This window comes from Herbiconiux flava, assembly GCF_013409865.1.
Lineage (GTDB): Bacteria > Actinomycetota > Actinomycetes > Actinomycetales > Microbacteriaceae > Herbiconiux > Herbiconiux flava.
In genome coordinates this window covers 2,269,885-2,288,616 of sequence record NZ_JACCBM010000001.1, presented here as the reverse complement: position 1 = coordinate 2,288,616, position 18,732 = coordinate 2,269,885, and the positions used below count along the sequence as shown (strand labels likewise).

The window sequence follows — 18,732 nt, the reverse complement described above, 5'->3', positions numbered from 1 at the left end:
CGCCATCACGGGGCCCGGAATCCCGGGGCGGCAGCCCCCGTGTTTCGGCGGCCACTGCGAAATGCGTCGACACGAAACACGGCGCCGACGGATTTCGAGGCACTCCCCGCGAGACCGGCTCGCCGGGTATCGCAGGATGGACGTCAAACGATGAGACTGCCGGTCCCGTCGATACTGCCGCCGAACATCCGAGGAACGAACCGTGAACGCATCGAGATCAGCCCGCCGGGGCCGCATCGCGCCGTCGGCCGCCGGCTGCCTCATGCTGCTGCCCGCCCTCGCCGTGATCGTGCTGCTCGTGATCGTGCCGATGCTCGTCATCGCCCGCGACAGCTTTGCGATCAGCGACCCTCTGGGCGGCAACCTCGGTGGATTCACCCTCGACAACTACGCGAAGCTGATCGACCCGGTGTACCTGAAGACGCTCGGTTACAGCCTCGGCATGGCGCTGCTGAACGCGGTCGTCTGCACCGTCGTCGGCTACATCGTGGCCTACTACATCGCCACCCGCCGCGCCTCGCTGCAGCCGGTGCTGCTCGTGCTCGTGATCATCCCGTTCCTCACCGACTTCCTCGTCCGCACCTTCGCGTGGATCACGCTGCTCGGCTCGGGCGGCCCGTTCATCTCGCTACTCAGGGCGTTCGGGGTGGATGCGCAATCGCTCGTGCCCTCGCAGCTGGCCGTGACCCTGTCCCTCCTCTACGCGTTCCTCCCGGTGGCGGTGTTCCCGATCTACGCCTCGATGCGCTCGATCGACCCGAGCCTGAAGGAGGCGGCGGCCGACCTCGGCGCCGGCTGGTGGCAGACCCACGCTCGCGTCTTCCTGCCGCTGTCGGCCTCGGGACTCGCCTCGGCGGTGATGCTGACCTTCGTTCCCACGCTCGGCGTCTTCGTCATCCCGGTGCTGCTCGGCGGCGGCAAGGACCCTCTGGTCGGCAACCTGATCGTCACGCTGTTCACCGAGTTCCGCAACGAGCCGCTGGGGGCCGCGCTGTCGATGGTCGTGCTCATCCTGATGCTCGCCTCGGTCGCCGGGGCGGGGCTGCTGCTGCGGAACGGCGCCCGCCGCAACCGCGCCACACGCACGGGTGCCGCCGCGACCGGCGCCGCCCGAACCACCGCCACCCGAAAGGCCGCGTGATGGATCGCCTCACCTCCTGGATCGCCCGAGCGGTCTTCGTCTTCCTCTACCTGCCGATCGCGGCGCTGATCGTCTACTCCTTCAACTCCTCCGAGGTCAGCTACCGCTTCGACGGCTTCACCTTCCGCTGGTACGCCGAGCTGTTCGCCGACCGGATGCTGCTCGAGGCGCTCCGCACGAGCGCGGTCGTGGGGCTGATCGCCGCGCTGCTCGCCACCGTGATCGGCTTCCTCACCGCCTTCGCCCTAGTGCGGTTCCGGGTGAAGGGCCGCGCGTTCTTCGTCGGCGCCATCCTGATCCCGCTGATCGTGCCCGAGATCGTGCTCGGGGTGTCGCTGCTGACCGTGTTCAGCACGGCGGGCATCCCGACCGGACTGCTGACGCTGGTGCTGGGTCACGTCGTGATCACGCTGCCGCTCGCGACGCTCGTGCTGATGGGGGCGATGAGCTCGCTCGACCCGAGCCTCTCCGAGGCGGCCACCGATCTGGGCGCGTCACCGTGGGTGACGTTCCGGCGGGTGCTGTTCCCGCTGCTGAGGCCGAGCATCCTGGCGGCCTTCCTGCTCAGCTTCACCACCTCGTTCTCGAACATCGTCATCTCGACGTTCACCGCGGGCGTCGGCACCACCACGCTGCCGCTCCGCATCTACTCGACCCTGCGCACCGGCCTCACCCCCGAGCTGAACGCGCTCGGCACGCTGCTGGTCGTGGCCACCCTCGGCGTCATCCTCGCCGTCGGCGTCTCGCAGATGCGCCGCATCCTGGCGGGCCCCACCACCACTCCTTGAGCCGGCGCGGCCCCGAGCCGGACCGGCCCACATCAGACCGCACCACCGCACCACCCACCCTCCTGCACCATCCGACCCCTCACGAAAAGACACCCACATGAACAAGAAGGTCCTGGCGCTCGGCGCCCTGACGCTGGCCTCGGCCACCGTGCTCGCCGGCTGTTCCGCCGGCGGCGACGCCTCCTCCTCGGGAGCGGCCGGCGACGGCTCGCTGTCGATCTACGCCTGGGCGGGCGAGATCCCCGACTCGGTCATCTCGGGCTTCGAGGAGGAGACCGGCATCACGGTCACCGTCGACACCTTCGACAGCAACGAGACGATGATCTCCAAGCTCGCCGCGGGCAACTCGGGCTACGACGTCGTCGAGCCCAGCCAGTACGCCGTGCAGCTGATGGTCGAGCGCGACCTGGTCGCGCCGATCGACCAGTCGAAGCTCGAGGGCTTCGACAACCTGGCCGAGAAGTTCGTCGACCCCTCGTTCGACCCCGGCAACGAGCACTCGATCCCGTGGGCCTGGGGCACCACGGGCATCCTGTACAACGAGGCCTGCACCGGTGCACCCGTGACCGGCTGGAAGGACATGTGGAACCCCGCCTACTCGGGCAAGGTCTACATGCTCGACAACATGCTCTCGGCCTACATCGCCGGTCTCCAGGTGAACGGGCTGAGCGCCACGACGACCGACGAGGCCGACATCGAGACCGCGACCGACTCGCTGCTCGAGCAGAAGGCGCTCCTCGGCGGCTACAACAGCACGAACTACGCCGACCTCGTCGGCACCGGTGACGCCTGCATCGCGGAGGCCTACTCGGGCACCACCTCGGCCACCGCGGTCGAGAACAACCCCGACGTGAAGTACATCATCCCCGAGGAGGGCGGCACCCTCTGGACCGACAGCTTCTCGATCGTCAAGGGCACCGCGAACGAGGACGCCGCCTACCAGTGGCTGAACTACACCCTCCGCCCCGAGGTCGCCGCGCTCGTGACCGACGACGCCTCGCTCGCCTCCACCAACGAGGCCGCTCTCCCGCTCGTCGCCGACCAGTCGCAGGTGGAGAACCCCGCCATCTACGCACCGGCCGAGTCCCTGCAGAACTCCGAGTTCATCGTCGACCCGGGAGACGCCCTGGCGTTCTTCCAGGACGGCTGGACCCGCGTCCGCGCCTCCTAGGCTCCGCACCCCTCCCGAAGGAACAGCAGTCATGAACGAGACCACCGAGTCGCCGGCGGTGAAGCTGACCGGCCTCACCAAGAGCTTCGGAGCCAATCAGGTCGTGGAGCCGCTCGACCTCGAGATCGGCCGCAACGAGTTCTTCAGCATCCTCGGCCCGTCCGGATGCGGCAAGACCACGCTGATGCGCATGATCACCGGCTTCGAGACGCCCACCGGCGGCTCGGTGGAGCTCGACGGGACGAACGTCGACAGCGTTCCGACCAAGTCGCGCGACCTCAACATGCTGTTCCAGAGCTACGCGCTGTTCCCCCACCTCTCGGTCTACGAGAACGTGGCCTTCGAGCTGCGGGTGCGCCGCACCCCGAAGCGCGAGATCGACGGCCGGGTCCAGGATGCTCTCGCCCTCGTTCGCCTCGAGGCCTTCGCCGAGCGCAAGCCCGCCGAGCTCTCCGGAGGCCAGCGTCAACGCGTCGCCCTCGCCCGCGCCGTCGTCGGACGCCCCGCGGTCGTGCTGCTCGACGAACCGCTCGGCGCCCTCGACCAGAAGCTCCGCAAGGAGATGCAGTTCGAGCTCAAGCGCATGCAGCGCGAGGTCGGCATCACCTTCATCTACGTCACGCATGACCAGGAGGAGGCGCTCACCATGAGCGACCGCATCGCGGTGATGAGCGAGGGCCGGGTGCTGCAGGTCGCGAGCCCCACCGAGATCTACGACGCCCCCGCCTCGCGCTTCGTCGCGACCTTCATCGGCAGCTGCAACGTGCTCGACGGGGTCGTGGACGCGGCGGGCACCGGCGTCGTCGTGCCCGGCCTGGGTGCGCTGCCGGCCTCGGTGCCCGCGGATGCTCGACCGGGCTCGGGCGTGACCCTCGCCATCCGTCCCGAGCGCGTGACCATGTCGCCCGGGTCGGCCGCTGCGCCTGCGGGCGCCCTTCTGGGCACCCTCGTCGAGCGGGTCTTCCTCGGCGACGAGTGGACGTTCCACGTGCGGCTCGCCTCCGACGCGGTGATGACCGTGTCGGTGCCGAGCGGGGCCACCGCGGCCGCCCTCGGCGCGATCGCCGACGGCTCCCCCGTGCAGCTCAGCTGGGCCTCCTCGGATGCCCGGGTGCTGCCCGCGGACGGCACCCCCGTCTCCTCCGTCCCCTCCCCCATCGAGGTCTCCGCATGAACCCGTCCCTCGTCGCCGCCGTCGCGCAGCTGGCGCCCACCGTCGACGCCGCCGCCAACCGCGGGGCCATCGCCGCCCTCGTCGCCGAGGCGGCGGCCGGTGGCGCCCGGCTCGTCGTGCTGCCTGAGGAGTCGATGCTGCTCGCGGGCGACGTGCCGGGCTCCCTCGGCGCGGTCGTCGAGGCCGAGTGGCCCCGCTTCCTCGCCGAGCTGTCGCTGCTGGCCGTCTCGAACGAGGTGTGGATCATCGCCGGCGGCTACGAGCCGACCGGCACCGACCGGCCGTTCAACACCCTCGTCGTGGTGAACCCGCGCGGCGAGCTCGTCGAGAGCTACCGCAAGCTGCACCTCTACGACGCCTTCTCGTACCGCGAGAGCGACTACGTCACCGGAGGCACCGAGGTGCCTCCCGTAGTGATGATCGAGGGCGTCGCCATCGGCCTGGTGAACTGCTATGATATCCGCTTCCCCGAGCTGAGCCGCGACCTCGTGGCCCGTGGTGCCGACGTGCTCTCGGTCTCGGCCGCCTGGGTGGCGGGCGCGCGCAAGGAGGAGCACTGGTCGACGCTGCTCAAGGCCCGCGCGATCGAGAACACCTGCTGGGTGCTGGCGGCATCCTCGTCGTCGCCGGAGTGCATCGGCAACAGCCTGGTGCTCGACCCGCTCGGCGTCGAGCGCGCCGGACTCGGGCCGATCGCCGCCGGGGTAGCCGTGGTGCGCATCTCGCTCGACCGCACCGCCGAGGTGCGGGAGATTTTGCCCGCACTGGCCAACCGCCGCCTCGTCTCGACCGTCACCGTCCAGGAGTAGCCCCATGCCGTTCATCGCCGGCCCCGCGCCCGCACCGCTGCCCGCCGAGCTCCTCTCCAAGCTGTCCCGAGTGTCATTTCCGACGCTCGGCCACTACCTGGAGGAGGGGTTCGCCGACTTCGGCATCCGCCGCCTCACCGGCACCGCCCGAGTCGTCGGGCGCGCCGTCACCGTGCGCATCACCGGCCAGGACTCCACCGTGCTGCACCACGCCGCAGGCTGGTGCGAGCCGGGCGACGTGTTCGTCATCGACACCGGTGGCGACACCCGCCACGCGCCCGTCGGGGAGGTGCTCGCCGCGACGCTGTCCATCCGCGGGGCCGCCGGGGTGATCGTCGACGGCGTCGTCACCGACCTCGACGAGGTCGAGCCGTTCGGGCTGCCCGTCTACGCCCGCGGCTCGAGCGTGCTCACCACGAAGCTGCTGTCCCTGGATGCCGGCGGGATGAACGTGCCCGTCGTCTGCGGCGGGGTCACGGTGAACCCGGGCGACGTCGTGCTCGCCGACCGCAACGGCGTCTTCTTCGCGTCCGTCGCGGTCGTCGAGGCGATCGTCGACACGGCGCTGGCCGACGACGCCGAGGAGCCCGAGCTCGTGGCGGAGCTGCGCGGCGGTGCGCGACTCGGCGACCTCACGGGCGCGAGCGAGGCCGTGGCCGGCTTCGGCGCATCCTGAACCCGCCCGACCCCGCCCCAGACCCCCTCGCCGCTGACACCCCTGTCACCTCTGCCACCTCTGCCATCTGGACACGGAGCACCATGCTGATCAAGGCCGCCATCAACGGAGGGCGCGGGCGCGACGAGCACCCCGCCATCCCCCTCACCGACACCGAGATCGCCGCGGCCGCCGCCGCCGCGGTGGCCGCCGGAGCCGACGTCGTGCACGCGCACGTGCGCACGGCCGACGGCGGGCAGAGCATCGCCCCCGACGCGGTGGCCTCGATGGTGCGCGCCGTGCGGGCCGTCGACCCGGCGATCGTCGTCGGCACCACGACAGGGCTCTGGACCTGCTCGGGGCATGAGGAGCGGATGGCCCACCTCGCCGCCTGGCCGGCCGATGCGCTGCCCGACTTCGCCTCGGTCGCCTTCTCGGAGGAGGGCGCCGCCGAGGCCGCGGCGCTCGTCGTCGAGCGCGGGATGGTGCTCGAGAGCGCGGTGTGGCACCTCGACGAGGTTCCGGCCCTGCTGGCATCGCCGACGCTGCGCGAGAACGTGCGCATCCTGATCGAGCCCGAGGACGAGTCGGCCGACGACGCCGTGGCGCACGCTCGCGCCATCGCGGCCGCTCTGCGTGCCGGTGGCGTGACCGCGCCGCTGCTGTACCACGGCTACGACGGCACGGCCTGGCCCGTGGTGCGGGCGGCGATCGAGGACGGCGCCGAGGTGCGCGTGGGGTTCGAGGACATGCTCGTGCTCGACGACGGGTCGGTGGCGCCCGACAACGCGGCGATGGTGACGCTCGCCCGCGCGCTGGAGGGCTCGCTGTCGCTCTCGTCGGCCTCGCCGGCCTCGTCGGCTCCTTCGGCTCGGCCGCTCGGCGTCTGAGTCGACCGGCGGGCCGTCCTCGGGGATAATCGGCACATGGCGGCGGATGACCTGGATCGGCGGCTCGTCGAGCTCCTCGGCGAGGACGGCCGGCGCGCCTACACCGACATCGCCGGCATCGTCGGCGTCTCGGAGGCGACCGTGCGGGCGCGCATCCAGCGGCTCACCTCGAACGGCACGCTGCGCATCGTCGCCCTCTGCAACCCGCTCACGCTCGGTCACCAGTCGGTGCGGCTGCTGCTCGGCGTGCACGGTGTGACGCCACGGAACGTCGCGAAGTCGCTGACCTCGCTGCCGATGATCGGTCACGTGGCACTCACCTCGGGGGCGCACGACATCTACCTCGAGGCGACCCCGCGCGACCTGGGGCAGCTGGCCGATCTGCTCGACGACATCCGCCGCACGCCGGGCGTCGCGAAGATCGATCAGTTCGTGCTGACGCGGCTGTTCAAGGACTACTCCTGGAACGGGCTGCGCGACCAGTCGGGCGAACGCGCCGTCGGCGGCTCGGTGGGCGCGGCTCCTACGCCCCCCGCGTGATGCCGCTGGCCGGATGCGGCCGGGTCGGACGCCCCACCGGCTCCCGGAAGCCCGACCAGACGTACTCGTCCTTGATCACCTCGAGCACGGCCGCCGTCTCGAGCACGTCGATGCCCATGATCGACCGCACGGTGTCGGTGAGCAGACGGTTCATCTCGGCCTGATCGGCGCAGCGCACATCCGCACTCAGGTCGAAGGAGCCGATGCAGGCGCCGACGTACTTCACCTGCGGCAGCGCGGCCAGCGCCTTCGCCACCGATTCGACGGTCGCGCCCCGCACGCGGATCGAGAGGTGCGCCTCGACGTAGCCCATGCGCGGACTGTTCGGCATGCCGACGACCTGCACCACGCCGAGGGCGAGCAGCCGGTTGTAGCGCTGCCGCACGCTGCCCTCGGTGAGCCCGACGTAGCGGGCGATCTGGCCGAACGAGCGCCGGCCGTCGAGGCGCAGCTGATCGATGATCTTGCGATCGATCACGTCGATGGCCTCGAGCTCCACGGCCCCATTCTGTCACTAGGCACCGTCGGGCCGGAGACATAGGCTCGGCGCATGGTGGACGACGTGACGCAGGTGCAGGCCGAACGGATGACCTCGGGCAAGGGCTTCATCACCGCCCTCGACCAGAGCGGCGGGTCGACACCCAAGGCGCTCGCGCTCTACGGCATCGAGGAGGGCTCGTACTCGGGCGAGGCCGAGATGTTCGATCTGATCCACCGGATGCGCACGCGCATCGTGATGTCCCCGGCGTTCACGGGCGACCGGGTGCTCGCCGCGATCCTGTTCGAGGAGACGATGGAGCGGTCGTTCGGCGACCGGCCGGCGGCGGCGTACCTGTGGCACGTGAAAGGGGTCGTGCCGTTCCTCAAGATCGACCAGGGGCTCGCGGATGCCGCCGACGGCGTGCAGCTGATGAAGCCGATCTCCGGGCTGGATGCGCTGCTCGAGAGCGCGGTGCGGCACGGGATCTTCGGGACGAAGGCGCGGTCGGTGATCGGAGCCGCGTGGGCGTCGGGGATCGCGGCGGTCGTGGCGCAGCAGTTCGAAGTCGCGGAGCAGGTGCTGGCGCACGGGCTGGTGCCGATCCTCGAGCCGGAGGTGACGATCACGATCGACGACAAGGCGGCCGCCGAGGAGCTGCTGCTGGCGCAGCTCGTCGAGCAGCTCGACCGGCTGCCCGCGGATCGGCGCGTGATGGTCAAGCTCTCGCTGCCGACGGTTCCGAATCTGTATCGGCCGCTGGTCGAGCATCCGCGGGTCATGCGGGTCGTGGCGCTGTCGGGCGGGTACTCGCGCGCGGAGGCCGACGCGCTGCTCACCGAGGACGTCGGCGAGATCGCGAGCTTCAGCCGGGCGCTGACCGAGGGGCTGTCGGTCAGCCAGAGCGACGCGGAGTTCGACACCACGCTCGACGCGGCGATCCAGGCGATCTACGACGCGTCGGTCGCACCGGGCGCGGGCACGGGCGCGGGCTCGGGGTCGGGGTCGGGGTCGGGGTCGGCCTAGCTCTGCCGGTCGCACCCGGGCTGCCGGCCGCGCCGGTCAGGCTCCTCGGCCTAGAAGTCCTCGGGCAGGCCGGCGCGGCGCAGGTAGGCGGCGCGGTCGCTGTTCTGCGGCAGGGGCTTCGTCTCGGTGTCGTCGCGAGCGGATGCGCGACCGGCGTAGCTGTCGATGCGCTCGGTCTCGAGCCGATCGGCATCCGGGCGCCCGGTGTCGAGGCGCTCGGCGGCGTCACGGCCGGTGTCGATCCGCTCGGTGACGCCGGTGTCGCCGAACAGCGCCTCCAGCTCGGCGGCGTCGTCGAAGGCCAGATCACGCGCCTCGGCCTCGCGGGCCGCCTCGACCTTCGCCGCCGCGGAGTCGCGGCCGCTGAGACCGCGCCACCACGCGCCGTTCCGCCGAGCATCCGCCACCGGGGACCGCTGGTCGCGACCGGTCGCCGCAGCCGCAGACCCGACCTCGGGCCGGCCGGCCACCTGAGCAGACGCTGCCGCTGCCGCACCGGCATCGAGCACACCGGGAGCACCGCTTCCAGCGGAAGTCGCCGCGCCTGCACCGAGCACGCCAGCACCAGTACCACCAGCGCCCGCACCCTCCGACGCCTCGAGCGATCGCTCCCACTCCCCCATCCGAGCCTCGGCCCGCTCACCCGCGTACCGCCCCCACACCTCGAGGGCCCGCGAGATCACGGCCTCCTGCTGCTCGAGCACCGCCTGGTTCACGCGCCGCCCGAACTCGACCTGCCGCTCGGCCCGGTCGGCCGCGACCGACACCTGCACGCCGGCCTCGACCTCGATCGCCTCGGCGCGCTTGGACGCCCAGACCGATCCGCCGGAGACCTCGCCGTCCTCGCGCACGTCCACGAGCCGGTCGTACGCCGTCGGCCCGCCGAGGTTCGCGAGCGTCTTCACGATCACCGGCAGCAGCTCGATGCAGATGAACAGCAGCGCGATCATGATGTGCGCCACGTTCAGCAGCGGGTTCGCCTCCCCCAGCCGGAACAGCGCCTCGAGCCGCGAGAGCAGCCCCGCACTGTTGTCGACGGCGTTGTCATAGGCGGCCTGCTCGGCGCTGCGCTGGTCCTGCGCCGTCGCGAGGGTCGCCTTGTCCGCGGCGAGCTGCGAGGTCGCCGCCTCGAGCCGGCTCTGCGCCGACGCCTCGAGGTTCGACGAGGCCGCGGTCTCGGCGGCGGCCTGAGCATCCTGAGCCGCCTGCAACCGGGCCGACGCGGCGTCGAGCGCCGCCTGCTTCGACGCCGTCACGGGCCCGTCGCCGCGCACGCCCGTGCCCCCGCTGCCGTCGATCTCGGCGAGGTACGCGGCCTGCGCCTGGTCGTACGCGGCCTGCGCCGCCGCGGTCGCCGCCACGGCAGCGGCGTAGTTCGGGTCGGACGAGAGGTCGGTCTGCAGCCCCTTGTCGACGATCGCCTGGTTCGCGGCGATCGACTCCTCGAGCGACGGGATGGCGGCGAATCGCGGGTCGTTCGCCATCCGCTCCTCGAAGGCGGACTTGTCCTCGGCCTGCATCACCTGGATCTCCGAGTTGATCTCCGCCTGGAAGATCTGCAGTGTCAGCGGCGTCGAGATGACCGTGCCGATGATCAGCGCGAGCGCCACACGGGGCATCGCGAGCGCGAGGTTGCGCCAGACGCCCTTCTGCTTGGCCATGCCGATGATCAGCAGCCGGTCGAGGTTCAGGATGATCAGACCCCAGAAGATCCCCACGATCACCGCCACGACGATCGGCGCCCCGACGGCCATCACCAGCGCGAACGCCGCCGACACCGCCGACAGGAACGCCGTGCTCAGGATCACGCCGCCCATCGCGACGAACCGCGCGCGGTCGCCCGGCGCATCCTGCAGCACGTCGAGCCGAGCGCCACCCAGCCACGACATGAAGTTCGAGACGGGGTTCGAGTTGTAACGACGAGCCATTGCGCGACGACCTTTCGGGTGGGTGACGTGCCCCACGACGAGCGGATGCACGCACGGCACTCCGGCCGCCGCCGAACACGAGGAGCGAAACTACCCCACCCGCCTCGGCGTTCCCTGGCACGCGCCTGAACCCTCGGCGGATGTATAGTTGCAGCTATACAAGGAGGATCCATGTCCGAGCTGATCCGATCGGCCCGCCGACGACTCGGCCTGTCCATCTACGGGCTGGCCGAACGCCTCGGGGTCACGGCGGGGGCCGTCTCCCAGCTGGAGCGGTCCGAGCGCGCCGGCACGATCAAGCTTTCATCGCTCGAGCGGGCCCTCGAGGCCCTCGGCGAGCGACTGACGACGTCGACCTCACCGGCGACGATGGCCGATCGCCACCTGCTCAGCGCCCGGTCGGCAGCCGAGGCCATCGGTGCCGAGCTGCGCTCAGCGGACCCGTCGGCCGCACTGCGCCTGACGTCGCAGGCGATCGATCACTTCCGGCAGGCGCGGTCGGAGAACGAGATCGCCGACTTCCTCGAAGAACCCGAGCCGATCGGTGACGAGCGCTGGGACACGCTGCTCGCCACGGCCGTCGCCTGGGACGCCGGCGAGCGTGGGATCACTCCGCCGACCTGGACCGATCGACCACCCCTCACCTCCGACTGGGTACCGGGGCCCGACACCGAGCACTCGGATGAGTACATCGCCTACCTCAGAGCCGCCGCGGAGCCCGCATTCCTGGAGAAGGGCATCGTGGTGAGGGCGCGCGACCTGGCGTCGGCATGAGTGCGTCGAGGCTGTTCACCGCAGATGAACTCCGCGCCCTCCTGGACGAGCTCGGCGAGCGCATCAAGCGGCGCGGGCAATCGGTCGACGCCTATCTCGTCGGTGGGGCAGCGATGGCGATCGGCCTCGGCTCGCGTCGCTCCACCGAGGACATCGACGGGGTCTTCCGGCCCGCCGGCGTGGTCGAGGAGGAGGCCCGGCTCATGGCACGCGATCACGGTCTGCCCGAGCACTGGATCAACCAGCGGGCGTTCGCCTTCATGAACTTCGAGATGGAGGACGCCGAGGCGAGCTCGCTGGAGATCGACGGGATGAGCATCCGTCTCGCATCGCCGCGTTTCCTGCTGGCGATGAAGATGGCGGCGGGGCGGCTGAAGGATCGCGACGACATCGTCGCACTCATCCGGCATCTCGGCATCACCGACCCCGACGAGATCGTCGACCTCGCGTTCGAGATCTTCGGCGAGGACGGCGTCACGCTGACCGACAGCCGCGAGAGCGTCCGCCTCCAGGCGGCAGAGATGATCCGGCTCGCGCGCTGACCGCCGGCATCGGCGCTCCGACTACCGTTCGTCCGGGGCGGGCTCTCGGTGTTCATCCGGGGCGGGCTCTCGGCGTTCGGCCTGCGGTGGGTGCTCGGGCTCGTCGTTCGGGAGCTTCTGAGGGTCGATGTCGGTTGCGTTCGGGAGGTCGACGTCGGCCAGGAAGTGCTCGACGGTGGGGAAGAGGGGTTCGCGGGAGGCGCGTTCGGCCTCGATGCCGATGCGGAGGATGTCGTGGAGCGGGAGGGCGTCGGCCTCGAGGCGCGCGCGGAGCGCGGCGACGCGGTCGAACGGGGAGACGTCGGGCGGGGTGGATCCGGCGGTAGTGGCGCTCGCGGTCGTCGCAGAGCTGTCGGCCGTGGAGGTACCCACGGGCCGGGTGGAGTCATCACGGGCGGAAGAACGGGTAGTGGCGGCGGACGAGCGCGGGTTGCCCGGCGGGAGGGAGATGCCCATGGCCGCCTCGAGGGAGGCGAGGTCGGGGAGCACGCCGAGGGCCGCCGGCACCGACGGCGACGCGACGGCGATGCGCGCCGGGGTCGGGATGGGCAGCACCCGCACCACGTCGTTCAGCGCCGCGGCCGAGCCGTGCGCGTTCGAGGCGCGCACGCCGATGCGGCCGCTCTGGCGGGCCGTGAAGCGCTCGGTCACGAGGCGTCCTGCGACCTCGCGGCGGATGTCCGCCCGCCCGGGCATCTCGATCACCACCTCCCGCGCGCCGTCGACCTCGACGGTCAGCCGCACCTCGTCGCCCTCGGCCACCAGGGAAGGGCTCACCGACACGCCCCGGATCACCGGCGCGGCGAGCTGTGAAGCCACCAGCCCGCGCAGGTAGCCATACCAGTCGGCGGCGGTGGGGCGGGCGGCGGGGTCGTCGCCGAGGGCGCGGTCGAGCATCCGCTGGCCCGGTTCGTCGAGCACACCGGCGGCTCGCGACGCGTCACGGCTGCGGTCGAGCCCGTCGCCGGCCGGGGCGAGCACCCGCAGCACGAGCAGGCCGAGCTTGTACCGGTCGGTCTCGACGCTCTGCACCGACGGCTCCCGCGACAGGTCGAAGTCAGACGAAGCCGACGGCGCCGCCCACCCCGCGCTGTTGCGCTGCAGCACACCCTCGCCCGCGAACGCGGCGCCCTCGCAGCCCACCACGAACGCCGACGCGACCTCGCCCGCCCCGAACAGCACCGACCGCTCCGACAGGTCGCCGAAGACGACGCCGTTCCGGTGCAGCACCTCGAGCAGCAGGCTGACACGGGCGAGCACGGTGGCGCGGGCGACGACGTCCCGCTCGGGCACGGCCGCGGCCCCCGCCCGCCGAGCCCGCTTCGGCGCGCTGATCAGCCACTTCGCGTTCTGCGTGACCTTGCGGTGCTCGGGGTCGTCGGCGGGCACGTAATAGAACGGATGTGCGGCCAACGGCACGAGACACCCCACCACCCCGCCGCCGTCCCCCTCGACGACGGCCAACGGCCACGCGGCGACGGCGTCGAGCATCCCGCGCTCGCGCGCGTCGAGCGCCCAGCGCAGGGCGACGAGTCGCGAGAGCACGGCCGAGTCCCACTCCGGAGCCTTCCCGTCGCGCACCCGCACGAACGCGACACCGCCCTGATGGCCGGGCACGGTGAAGCTGTCGAGCCGGAGCACCTCGGTCGCGGCCCCGCTGCCGATCGGGGCGCGCCCACCCAGATCGACCTCGCGCACGCGGATGCCCGCGGCCCGCGACACGACCTGCTCCTGACCCTCACGCTCCGACACGATCAGCGAAACTACCGCACGCGCATCCACGTTCCCTGGAGCGGGCGCAGGCGCAGGCCGGCAACGGCACCGGCACCGGCACCGGCGACGGCAACGACACCGACACCGACACCGACACCGGCAACCCCACCGACGACGCCCGACCCGCGATAGCGTGGCGCTGCCCGACCCCACGACGACCGAAGGAGCCCGGTGAGCAACGAGGCCGCAGCCGCCGATACTGCCGCACCCGACACCGCAGCTGACACCGCGGCCCTCGCCGAGCGCCGCCACCTCCTCAACCTGGCCTTCCGGATGCTCGGCACCACCGCCGACGCCGAGGACGCCGTGCAGGAGACCTACGCTCGCTGGTTCCGCCTCCCCGAGAACGAGCGCACGGGCATCCGTTCGCCGCAGGCCTGGCTCACCCGCGTCGCGAGCAACGTCTGCCTCGACGTGCTCGGTTCGGCGCGCCACCGCCGGGAGCAGTACACCGGGGAGTGGCTGCCGGAGCCGGTGGGCCGAGCATCCGACCCGCTCGACCAGGTGCTGCTCGACGACTCGGTGACGATGGCGCTGCTGGTCGTGCTCGAGTCGCTCTCGCCGGCCGAGCGGGTGGCGTTCGTGCTGCACGACGTGTTCGCGGTGCCGTTCGACGAGATCGCCGAGATCGTCGGACGCACTCCGCAGGCGGCGCGGAAGCTCGCGTCCACCGCCCGGAAGCACGTGGCCGAGCGGCGGCGGCGCGAGGCACCCGTCGAGACGCACACGGCGGTGGTGAAGGAGTTCTGGGCGGCCTGCCGCACGGGCGAGCTCGCCGAGCTGCTGCGCCTGCTCGACCCGGCGGTGGAGATGCGCGTCGACGGCGGCGGCAAGGTGCGGGCGGCGCTGCGGCCGATCTACGGCGCGGATCGCGTGGCGCGGTTCGTGCTGGGCATCCTGTCGAAGCCGAGCGGGCTGATGGGGTCGTTCGACACGGTCAACGGGCGCATGGCGATGGTGTTCCGGCAGGGCGCCGTGGTCGCAGGGGTGGTCAGCTTCGACGTGAAGGACGGCGTCATCACCGACCTCTGGTTCACCATGACCCCCGACAAGCTCCGCACCTTCGCCCGCGCCTGATCACATTCGCACCCCCTGTCTCGTCTCACTGGGTGGGCGGTGCACACGGTGCTGCCCGCACGAAAGGCGGACCATGGACATCCTCGCTCCCGACAGACCCGAGCCGATCGGCATCGGTTCACCATCACCGAAATTCCGGATGCGCCGGGCAATCCTGTGGGTGCTGACCGCGCTGGCTGCGGCGATCGGTGGCTGGTCGATGATCTGGCCCGCCCAGTGGTACGCGACCTTCCCCGACGGGGTGGCCGACGGGATGCTCGGACAGTGGATCCTCGCGGACGGGCCCTTCAACGAGCACCTCATCCGCGACGTGGGGGCGATGTACCTGGCGCTGGCCGGTGCCGGAGTCGTCGCGGCTCTGTCGACGAGCGTCACGGCGATGCGGGCGGTGGGCGTCGCGTGGATCGTGTTCTCGGCGCCGCACCTCTTCTATCACCTGCTGCACCTGCACGGGCTCGACGCGGTCGACGCGGTGGTGGAGCCGATCTCGCTGGCGCTGACGGTGGTGCTGCCCGTGCCGTTGCTGTTTCCGGCGCGCTCCCGACCTCGCTCTCGCGCGCACACCCGCACCGCGCCTGCCGATTCGCACGCCGTCACTCTGGAAGGATCACCCTCATGATGATGGCCGTCGCCGGAGGAACCGGAACCGTCGGCCGCCACATCGTCGACGCGGCCCGCGGCCGGGGTCACGACGTGGTGGTGCTCGCCCGCTCGACCGGGGTCGACCTCACGTCGGGCGCCGGCCTCGCGCCCGCGCTGGCCGGGGTCGACGTGGTGGTGGATGCCGCGTCGGTCGGCACGCAGTCGGCCACGGTCTCGCGGGCCTTCTTCGGCGCCGTCACCACGAACCTCCTCGCGGCGTCCCGGGCCGCCGGCGTGCGCCACCACCTCGCCCTGTCGATCGTCGGCAGCGACCGGGCGCCGCTCGGCTACTACGCGGGGAAGGCGCTGCAGGAGCAGCTCGTGATCGCCGGGCCCGTCCCGTGGACGATCCTGCGCGCCACCCAGTTCCACGAGTTCGCCCAGCAGATCTATGGCCAGGTGAAGCTCGGCCCGATCAATCTGGTGCCGCGGATGCACTCCGAGCCGGTCGCGGCCCGAGAAGTCGCCGCACGCCTCGTCGACCTCGCCGAGGCCGGCCCCTCCGGCCACGCGACCGATCTGGCAGGCCGCGAAGAACTGCGGATGGCCGACATGGTGCGCGCCTACGCCTCGGCGACAGGCGGTCGCGGCCCGATCGTGGAGGTCCCGCTGCCCGGCGGCTTCGGCACGGCGCTCCGCGACGGCACGATCCTGGCGGGCCCCGCGGCTGACCGGGGGACGCAGACCTTCGCCGAGTGGATCGCGCAACTCCCCCGCCGGTAAAGACGAGTAGCGTGACGAGCATGAGAAGCCTCGGGTTCGTCATCGTCGGTGTGGTCGCGCTCGTGATCGGGGGCGTCTTCGCCGGTCAGGGTGCGAACCTGATCCCGGGCAGCTCGATGACGGGCGACCCTACGTGGCTCTACATCGGCCTGGCGCTCGCGGTCATCGGCATAGTGCTGATCGTGCTGGGCATCCGTCGCGGCGGCGTCCGCCGCTGACCGCAGGGCCGCTCGAAGACGACGTCGGGCTCAGCGGACGAGCTGGGTCGACGGCACGAACGCGCCGCCGCACCCCGTCACCCGATCCCGAACATCCGGCCGTTCGAGGTGCCGACGATGTACCCGCCAGCCGACCACCACCGCTCGTCGGACGCGATCGGGAGTGTCCACAACTCCTCCCCGGTCACCGCGTCGAGAGTCGTGGCCGTTCCGGAACCCGGCACCACCCCATCGATCGTGCTCCGTCCGCCCGTTCCCGCTCCTCCGCGGAGCTCGTAGACCACGGCCGAACCCAGGTCCGCCTCGCGCCGCCCACCGGGATCGACGGACGCCCCCGTCTCGTGGTCGAACGCGCAGCCCCTCCGTGGGTCGAACAGCACCCCGTCCGGCTGCAACTCGAGAGCCACTGCACTCCGATCGAAGGCGCCGGGGTCGATCACGCACCCGGGGGCATCCACGGCCCATTTCGTCTCGCCGGTGATGCCGTCGACGAGTTCTAGCCGGCCGTCACCGGTGTACAGGGCGACTTCGCTGCCATCGTTCAGGCCGACCGCCGCAGGCTTTTGCCCCGGCAGGTCGATCGGCACGATGGATATCCCTGTCGCGTCCTCCCGCGTCCAGACCTCGTTCCCGGCGTCGTCGATACCCGCGACGGCCGAGGGGACGAAGTGCTCGGTGTACCCGCTCGCCCGCAGGGTGAACCCGTCGAAGGAGAGATATGAGCGGTCGGGCACCCCTGACGCCATCACGGCGCCGGTGTCGAGGTCGAGCACGTCGTCGATCCATGGTCCGCCGCTCCGATGAAACGGCACGTCGACGATCGAGCTGGAGTTGCCGGGAGCGTTATAGCCCAGCACCTCCTCGGCCTCCAATTCGTGCGACCACCGAGGGTTCCCCAGGTCCAAAGGATCCGCCCGCCTGATCGACCAGGCCGTCGTCCGCTGACTCTCGGCGTCCAGCCGTTGCGCCGGGTAGACCACATCGCCGGAGTCCCCCGTCACCAGACTCAGATTGCCCACACCGTATCCCTCCGGCACGGTCACCGGCCCGAGGGTCTCTCCGGTGGCGAGATCGAGCACCTCGGCCGGCCCCGCACCGGCTGCCGGATCCCACACCAGCACTCGCCCCGATGTCCCCAGCAGGCGCGCGGTGGTCGAATCGACCCCGGTGTGGTCCCAACTCCACTCCCGACTCCACACGACCGAGCCGACGGCCGTGTCCACGAGTGTCACGGCCATCCGGTTGACCGACGAGTCGCACACCGCAGGGGTCGTGTCGCCCACGATCAGGGTCTGCTGCACGAGCGCATACCCGTCCGCGACGTCAGTGATCGTGTCGTACGAGCATCCGGGAACCCCGCCGATCACCGGAAGATCGATCGACCAGGCGGGTGACGAGGCCGGTGCCGAGACGAGGTCATGGGGCAGGATGCGGTCGCCCGTGACGACGAGCGGATGCGCCGGGGCGGTCGGCTCGGGCCGGCTCACCTCGGTGGGGGTGGGCGTCGATGCCACCGGCGCCGACGTCGTCTCGACCGGCGCGGGTGCCCCGACGGTGAAGAGCGCTCCGCCCGAGAGCGCCACTGCCACCGCCGTTCCACCGAACGTCAACCCGATCGCCGCGAGCACCGTCGCGAGCGCGACGCGGAGGCGCACCCGGCGGGCTCGCTCGGGTTCGGCGTCGACCGTCTGGATGAGCATGCTGCGGATCGCCGCACTGCGCTCCGGATCGAATCGTGACTCGTTCACTTCCCACCTCCTGCGGTGCTCATGGCCTGGTCCTCGTCCTCGTTCAGCTCGGCCAGGCGCTTCTTCGCCCGGGACAGCCGCGACTTCACGGTGCCGTCGGGCACGCCGAGCGCCGCGGCGGCCTGCGTCTGCGTCAGCCCTTCGATCACGCAGAGGGTGATCACGTCCTGGTCCGATTTCGACAGCCGGGCGAACGCCTGGCGCACCCGGGCGTCGCGCTGCTCCCGGTCGATCCGCTCCCCCACCGAGTCCGCATGGTCGGGCTGCTCGTCCTGCCACGACGGCTTGGGCAACCGGGACAGCGCGGCGCGATACCGCCGCTTGCTGCGCTCGAGGTTCCGCACCACGTTGTTCGTCGCCACCAGCAGCCAGGCCACGACCGACCCGTCGACGACCCGCACGGATGCACGCTTGCGCCACGCCTCGAGGAACACGAGCGCCGTCACGTCCTCCGCGTCGTGCGGCTCCCGCATCAGTCTCAGCGCCTGACCGAACACCCGATCCCGATGCAGATCGTAGATCGAGGCGAACGCCGCGGAGTCGCCCGCGCATGCGGCCGTCCACGTCGCCGCCTCCTGCTTTTCCGTCCCCATACCCTCTACTGTCCGCTCGCCCCGCAGGTGTTCCATTCTCCC

Annotated in this window: 20 protein-coding genes; 15 read left to right on the top strand and 5 right to left on the bottom strand. The window is 71.3% G+C overall.

All coding sequences use genetic code 11. The features are described 5' to 3' along the window. Positions 1 to 202 precede the first annotated feature (202 nt). From BJ984_RS11070 to BJ984_RS11035, 8 genes are all read left to right on the top strand, one after another. A complete protein-coding gene (locus BJ984_RS11070; protein WP_271206597.1) occupies positions 203 to 1,141 on the top strand; it encodes an ABC transporter permease in 939 nt (312 codons plus the stop codon). Further along, the gene (locus BJ984_RS11065; protein WP_179548065.1) at positions 1,141 to 1,929 is read left to right on the top strand and encodes an ABC transporter permease; all 789 of its coding nucleotides are present in this window, start codon (positions 1,141 to 1,143) and stop codon (positions 1,927 to 1,929) included. The genes BJ984_RS11070 and BJ984_RS11065 overlap by 1 nt, the downstream gene beginning before the upstream one ends. 97 nt (positions 1,930 to 2,026) lie before the next feature. Further along, the gene (locus tag BJ984_RS11060; RefSeq protein ID WP_179548064.1) at positions 2,027 to 3,100 is read left to right on the top strand and encodes an ABC transporter substrate-binding protein; all 1,074 of its coding nucleotides are present in this window, start codon (positions 2,027 to 2,029) and stop codon (positions 3,098 to 3,100) included. Positions 3,101 to 3,131: 31 nt separating this feature from the next. Next, positions 3,132 to 4,274: an ABC transporter ATP-binding protein gene (locus tag BJ984_RS11055; RefSeq protein ID WP_179548063.1), complete on the top strand. Its 1,143-nt coding sequence runs from the start codon at positions 3,132 to 3,134 to the stop codon at positions 4,272 to 4,274. Further along, on the top strand, positions 4,271 to 5,083 hold the full coding sequence (locus tag BJ984_RS11050) for a carbon-nitrogen hydrolase family protein (protein ID WP_179548062.1): 813 nt from the start codon (positions 4,271 to 4,273) through the stop codon (positions 5,081 to 5,083). The genes BJ984_RS11055 and BJ984_RS11050 overlap by 4 nt, the downstream gene beginning before the upstream one ends. A 4-nt stretch (positions 5,084 to 5,087) precedes the next feature. Then, a complete protein-coding gene (locus tag BJ984_RS11045) occupies positions 5,088 to 5,759 on the top strand; it encodes an RraA family protein (protein ID WP_179548061.1) in 672 nt (223 codons plus the stop codon). Positions 5,760 to 5,842: 83 nt separating this feature from the next. Next, positions 5,843 to 6,628, top strand: a complete 786-nt coding sequence (locus tag BJ984_RS11040; protein ID WP_179548060.1) for a 3-keto-5-aminohexanoate cleavage protein — start codon at positions 5,843 to 5,845, stop codon at positions 6,626 to 6,628. Positions 6,629 to 6,664: 36 nt separating this feature from the next. Further along, complete coding sequence (locus tag BJ984_RS11035; protein ID WP_173180618.1) at positions 6,665 to 7,168, top strand: Lrp/AsnC family transcriptional regulator; 504 nt, start codon at positions 6,665 to 6,667, stop codon at positions 7,166 to 7,168. Here BJ984_RS11035 and BJ984_RS19110 read toward each other — a convergent pair. Further along, entirely contained in the window at positions 7,152 to 7,667 is a 516-nt protein-coding gene (locus tag BJ984_RS19110; RefSeq protein WP_218870040.1) for an Lrp/AsnC family transcriptional regulator, read from the bottom strand. The two genes, BJ984_RS11035 and BJ984_RS19110, sit on opposite strands and share 17 nt — an antisense overlap. A 51-nt stretch (positions 7,668 to 7,718) precedes the next feature. Here BJ984_RS19110 and BJ984_RS11025 point away from each other — a divergent pair, with 51 nt between their 5' ends. Beyond that, positions 7,719 to 8,672 (top strand): fructose bisphosphate aldolase, encoded by a 954-nt coding sequence (locus BJ984_RS11025; protein ID WP_179548059.1) that lies wholly within the window; start codon positions 7,719 to 7,721, stop codon positions 8,670 to 8,672. Positions 8,673 to 8,722: 50 nt separating this feature from the next. Here the strand turns inward: BJ984_RS11025 and BJ984_RS11020 are convergent, their stop codons facing one another. Then, complete coding sequence (locus BJ984_RS11020; RefSeq protein ID WP_179548058.1) at positions 8,723 to 10,600, bottom strand: DUF4407 domain-containing protein; 1,878 nt, start codon at positions 10,598 to 10,600, stop codon at positions 8,723 to 8,725. A gap of 171 nt (positions 10,601 to 10,771) precedes the next feature. Here BJ984_RS11020 and BJ984_RS11015 point away from each other — a divergent pair, with 171 nt between their 5' ends. Beyond that, positions 10,772 to 11,374 carry a helix-turn-helix domain-containing protein gene (locus BJ984_RS11015; RefSeq protein ID WP_179548057.1) on the top strand — a complete coding sequence of 201 codons (603 nt, stop codon included), beginning with the start codon at positions 10,772 to 10,774 and terminating at the stop codon, positions 11,372 to 11,374. Continuing rightward, entirely contained in the window at positions 11,371 to 11,916 is a 546-nt protein-coding gene (locus BJ984_RS11010; RefSeq protein ID WP_179548056.1) for a DUF6036 family nucleotidyltransferase, read from the top strand. Before BJ984_RS11015 ends, BJ984_RS11010 begins: the two co-directional genes overlap by 4 nt. A 21-nt stretch (positions 11,917 to 11,937) precedes the next feature. On the opposite strand, the gene BJ984_RS11005 is transcribed toward BJ984_RS11010, so the two are convergent. Then, positions 11,938 to 13,668, bottom strand: a complete 1,731-nt coding sequence (locus BJ984_RS11005; protein WP_179548055.1) for a hypothetical protein — start codon at positions 13,666 to 13,668, stop codon at positions 11,938 to 11,940. Between the two features lie 192 nt (positions 13,669 to 13,860). On the opposite strand from BJ984_RS11005, the gene sigJ reads away from it, so the two are divergent. The 4 genes from sigJ (at position 13,861) to BJ984_RS10985 (ending at position 16,349) form a co-directional block, all read left to right on the top strand. Then, positions 13,861 to 14,766, top strand: a complete 906-nt coding sequence (gene sigJ, locus BJ984_RS11000; protein ID WP_271206598.1) for an RNA polymerase sigma factor SigJ — start codon at positions 13,861 to 13,863, stop codon at positions 14,764 to 14,766. Between the two features lie 139 nt (positions 14,767 to 14,905). Next, complete coding sequence (locus tag BJ984_RS10995) at positions 14,906 to 15,385, top strand: hypothetical protein (RefSeq protein ID WP_179548054.1); 480 nt, start codon at positions 14,906 to 14,908, stop codon at positions 15,383 to 15,385. Beyond that, the gene (locus tag BJ984_RS10990) at positions 15,382 to 16,131 is read left to right on the top strand and encodes an SDR family oxidoreductase (protein ID WP_179548053.1); all 750 of its coding nucleotides are present in this window, start codon (positions 15,382 to 15,384) and stop codon (positions 16,129 to 16,131) included. The genes BJ984_RS10995 and BJ984_RS10990 overlap by 4 nt, the downstream gene beginning before the upstream one ends. A 20-nt stretch (positions 16,132 to 16,151) precedes the next feature. Beyond that, complete coding sequence (locus tag BJ984_RS10985; protein ID WP_179548052.1) at positions 16,152 to 16,349, top strand: hypothetical protein; 198 nt, start codon at positions 16,152 to 16,154, stop codon at positions 16,347 to 16,349. Positions 16,350 to 16,426: 77 nt separating this feature from the next. On the opposite strand, the gene BJ984_RS10980 is transcribed toward BJ984_RS10985, so the two are convergent. Beyond that, positions 16,427 to 18,097 carry a PQQ-binding-like beta-propeller repeat protein gene (locus BJ984_RS10980; protein ID WP_179548051.1) on the bottom strand — a complete coding sequence of 557 codons (1,671 nt, stop codon included), beginning with the start codon at positions 18,095 to 18,097 and terminating at the stop codon, positions 16,427 to 16,429. Further along, positions 18,094 to 18,690, bottom strand: coding sequence for an RNA polymerase sigma factor (locus BJ984_RS10975; protein ID WP_179548050.1), 597 nt, complete (start codon positions 18,688 to 18,690; stop codon positions 18,094 to 18,096). The genes BJ984_RS10980 and BJ984_RS10975 overlap by 4 nt, the downstream gene beginning before the upstream one ends. Positions 18,691 to 18,732: the final 42 nt, after the last annotated feature.

Coding starts and splice junctions, on each gene's coding strand:
- BJ984_RS10985 (WP_179548052.1), top strand. CDS start 16,152: ATGAGAAGCCTCGGGTTCGTCATCGTCGGTGTGGTCGCGCTCGTGATC.
- BJ984_RS11050 (WP_179548062.1), top strand. CDS start 4,271: ATGAACCCGTCCCTCGTCGCCGCCGTCGCGCAGCTGGCGCCCACCGTC.
- BJ984_RS11045 (WP_179548061.1), top strand. CDS start 5,088: ATGCCGTTCATCGCCGGCCCCGCGCCCGCACCGCTGCCCGCCGAGCTC.
- BJ984_RS11010 (WP_179548056.1), top strand. CDS start 11,371: ATGAGTGCGTCGAGGCTGTTCACCGCAGATGAACTCCGCGCCCTCCTG.
- BJ984_RS11025 (WP_179548059.1), top strand. CDS start 7,719: ATGGTGGACGACGTGACGCAGGTGCAGGCCGAACGGATGACCTCGGGC.
- BJ984_RS11020 (WP_179548058.1), bottom strand. CDS start 10,600: ATGGCTCGTCGTTACAACTCGAACCCCGTCTCGAACTTCATGTCGTGG.
- BJ984_RS11015 (WP_179548057.1), top strand. CDS start 10,772: ATGTCCGAGCTGATCCGATCGGCCCGCCGACGACTCGGCCTGTCCATC.
- BJ984_RS11035 (WP_173180618.1), top strand. CDS start 6,665: ATGGCGGCGGATGACCTGGATCGGCGGCTCGTCGAGCTCCTCGGCGAG.
- BJ984_RS11040 (WP_179548060.1), top strand. CDS start 5,843: ATGCTGATCAAGGCCGCCATCAACGGAGGGCGCGGGCGCGACGAGCAC.
- BJ984_RS11065 (WP_179548065.1), top strand. CDS start 1,141: ATGGATCGCCTCACCTCCTGGATCGCCCGAGCGGTCTTCGTCTTCCTC.
- BJ984_RS10990 (WP_179548053.1), top strand. CDS start 15,382: ATGATGATGGCCGTCGCCGGAGGAACCGGAACCGTCGGCCGCCACATC.
- BJ984_RS10995 (WP_179548054.1), top strand. CDS start 14,906: ATGCGCCGGGCAATCCTGTGGGTGCTGACCGCGCTGGCTGCGGCGATC.
- BJ984_RS11055 (WP_179548063.1), top strand. CDS start 3,132: ATGAACGAGACCACCGAGTCGCCGGCGGTGAAGCTGACCGGCCTCACC.
- BJ984_RS11060 (WP_179548064.1), top strand. CDS start 2,027: ATGAACAAGAAGGTCCTGGCGCTCGGCGCCCTGACGCTGGCCTCGGCC.
- BJ984_RS10975 (WP_179548050.1), bottom strand. CDS start 18,690: ATGGGGACGGAAAAGCAGGAGGCGGCGACGTGGACGGCCGCATGCGCG.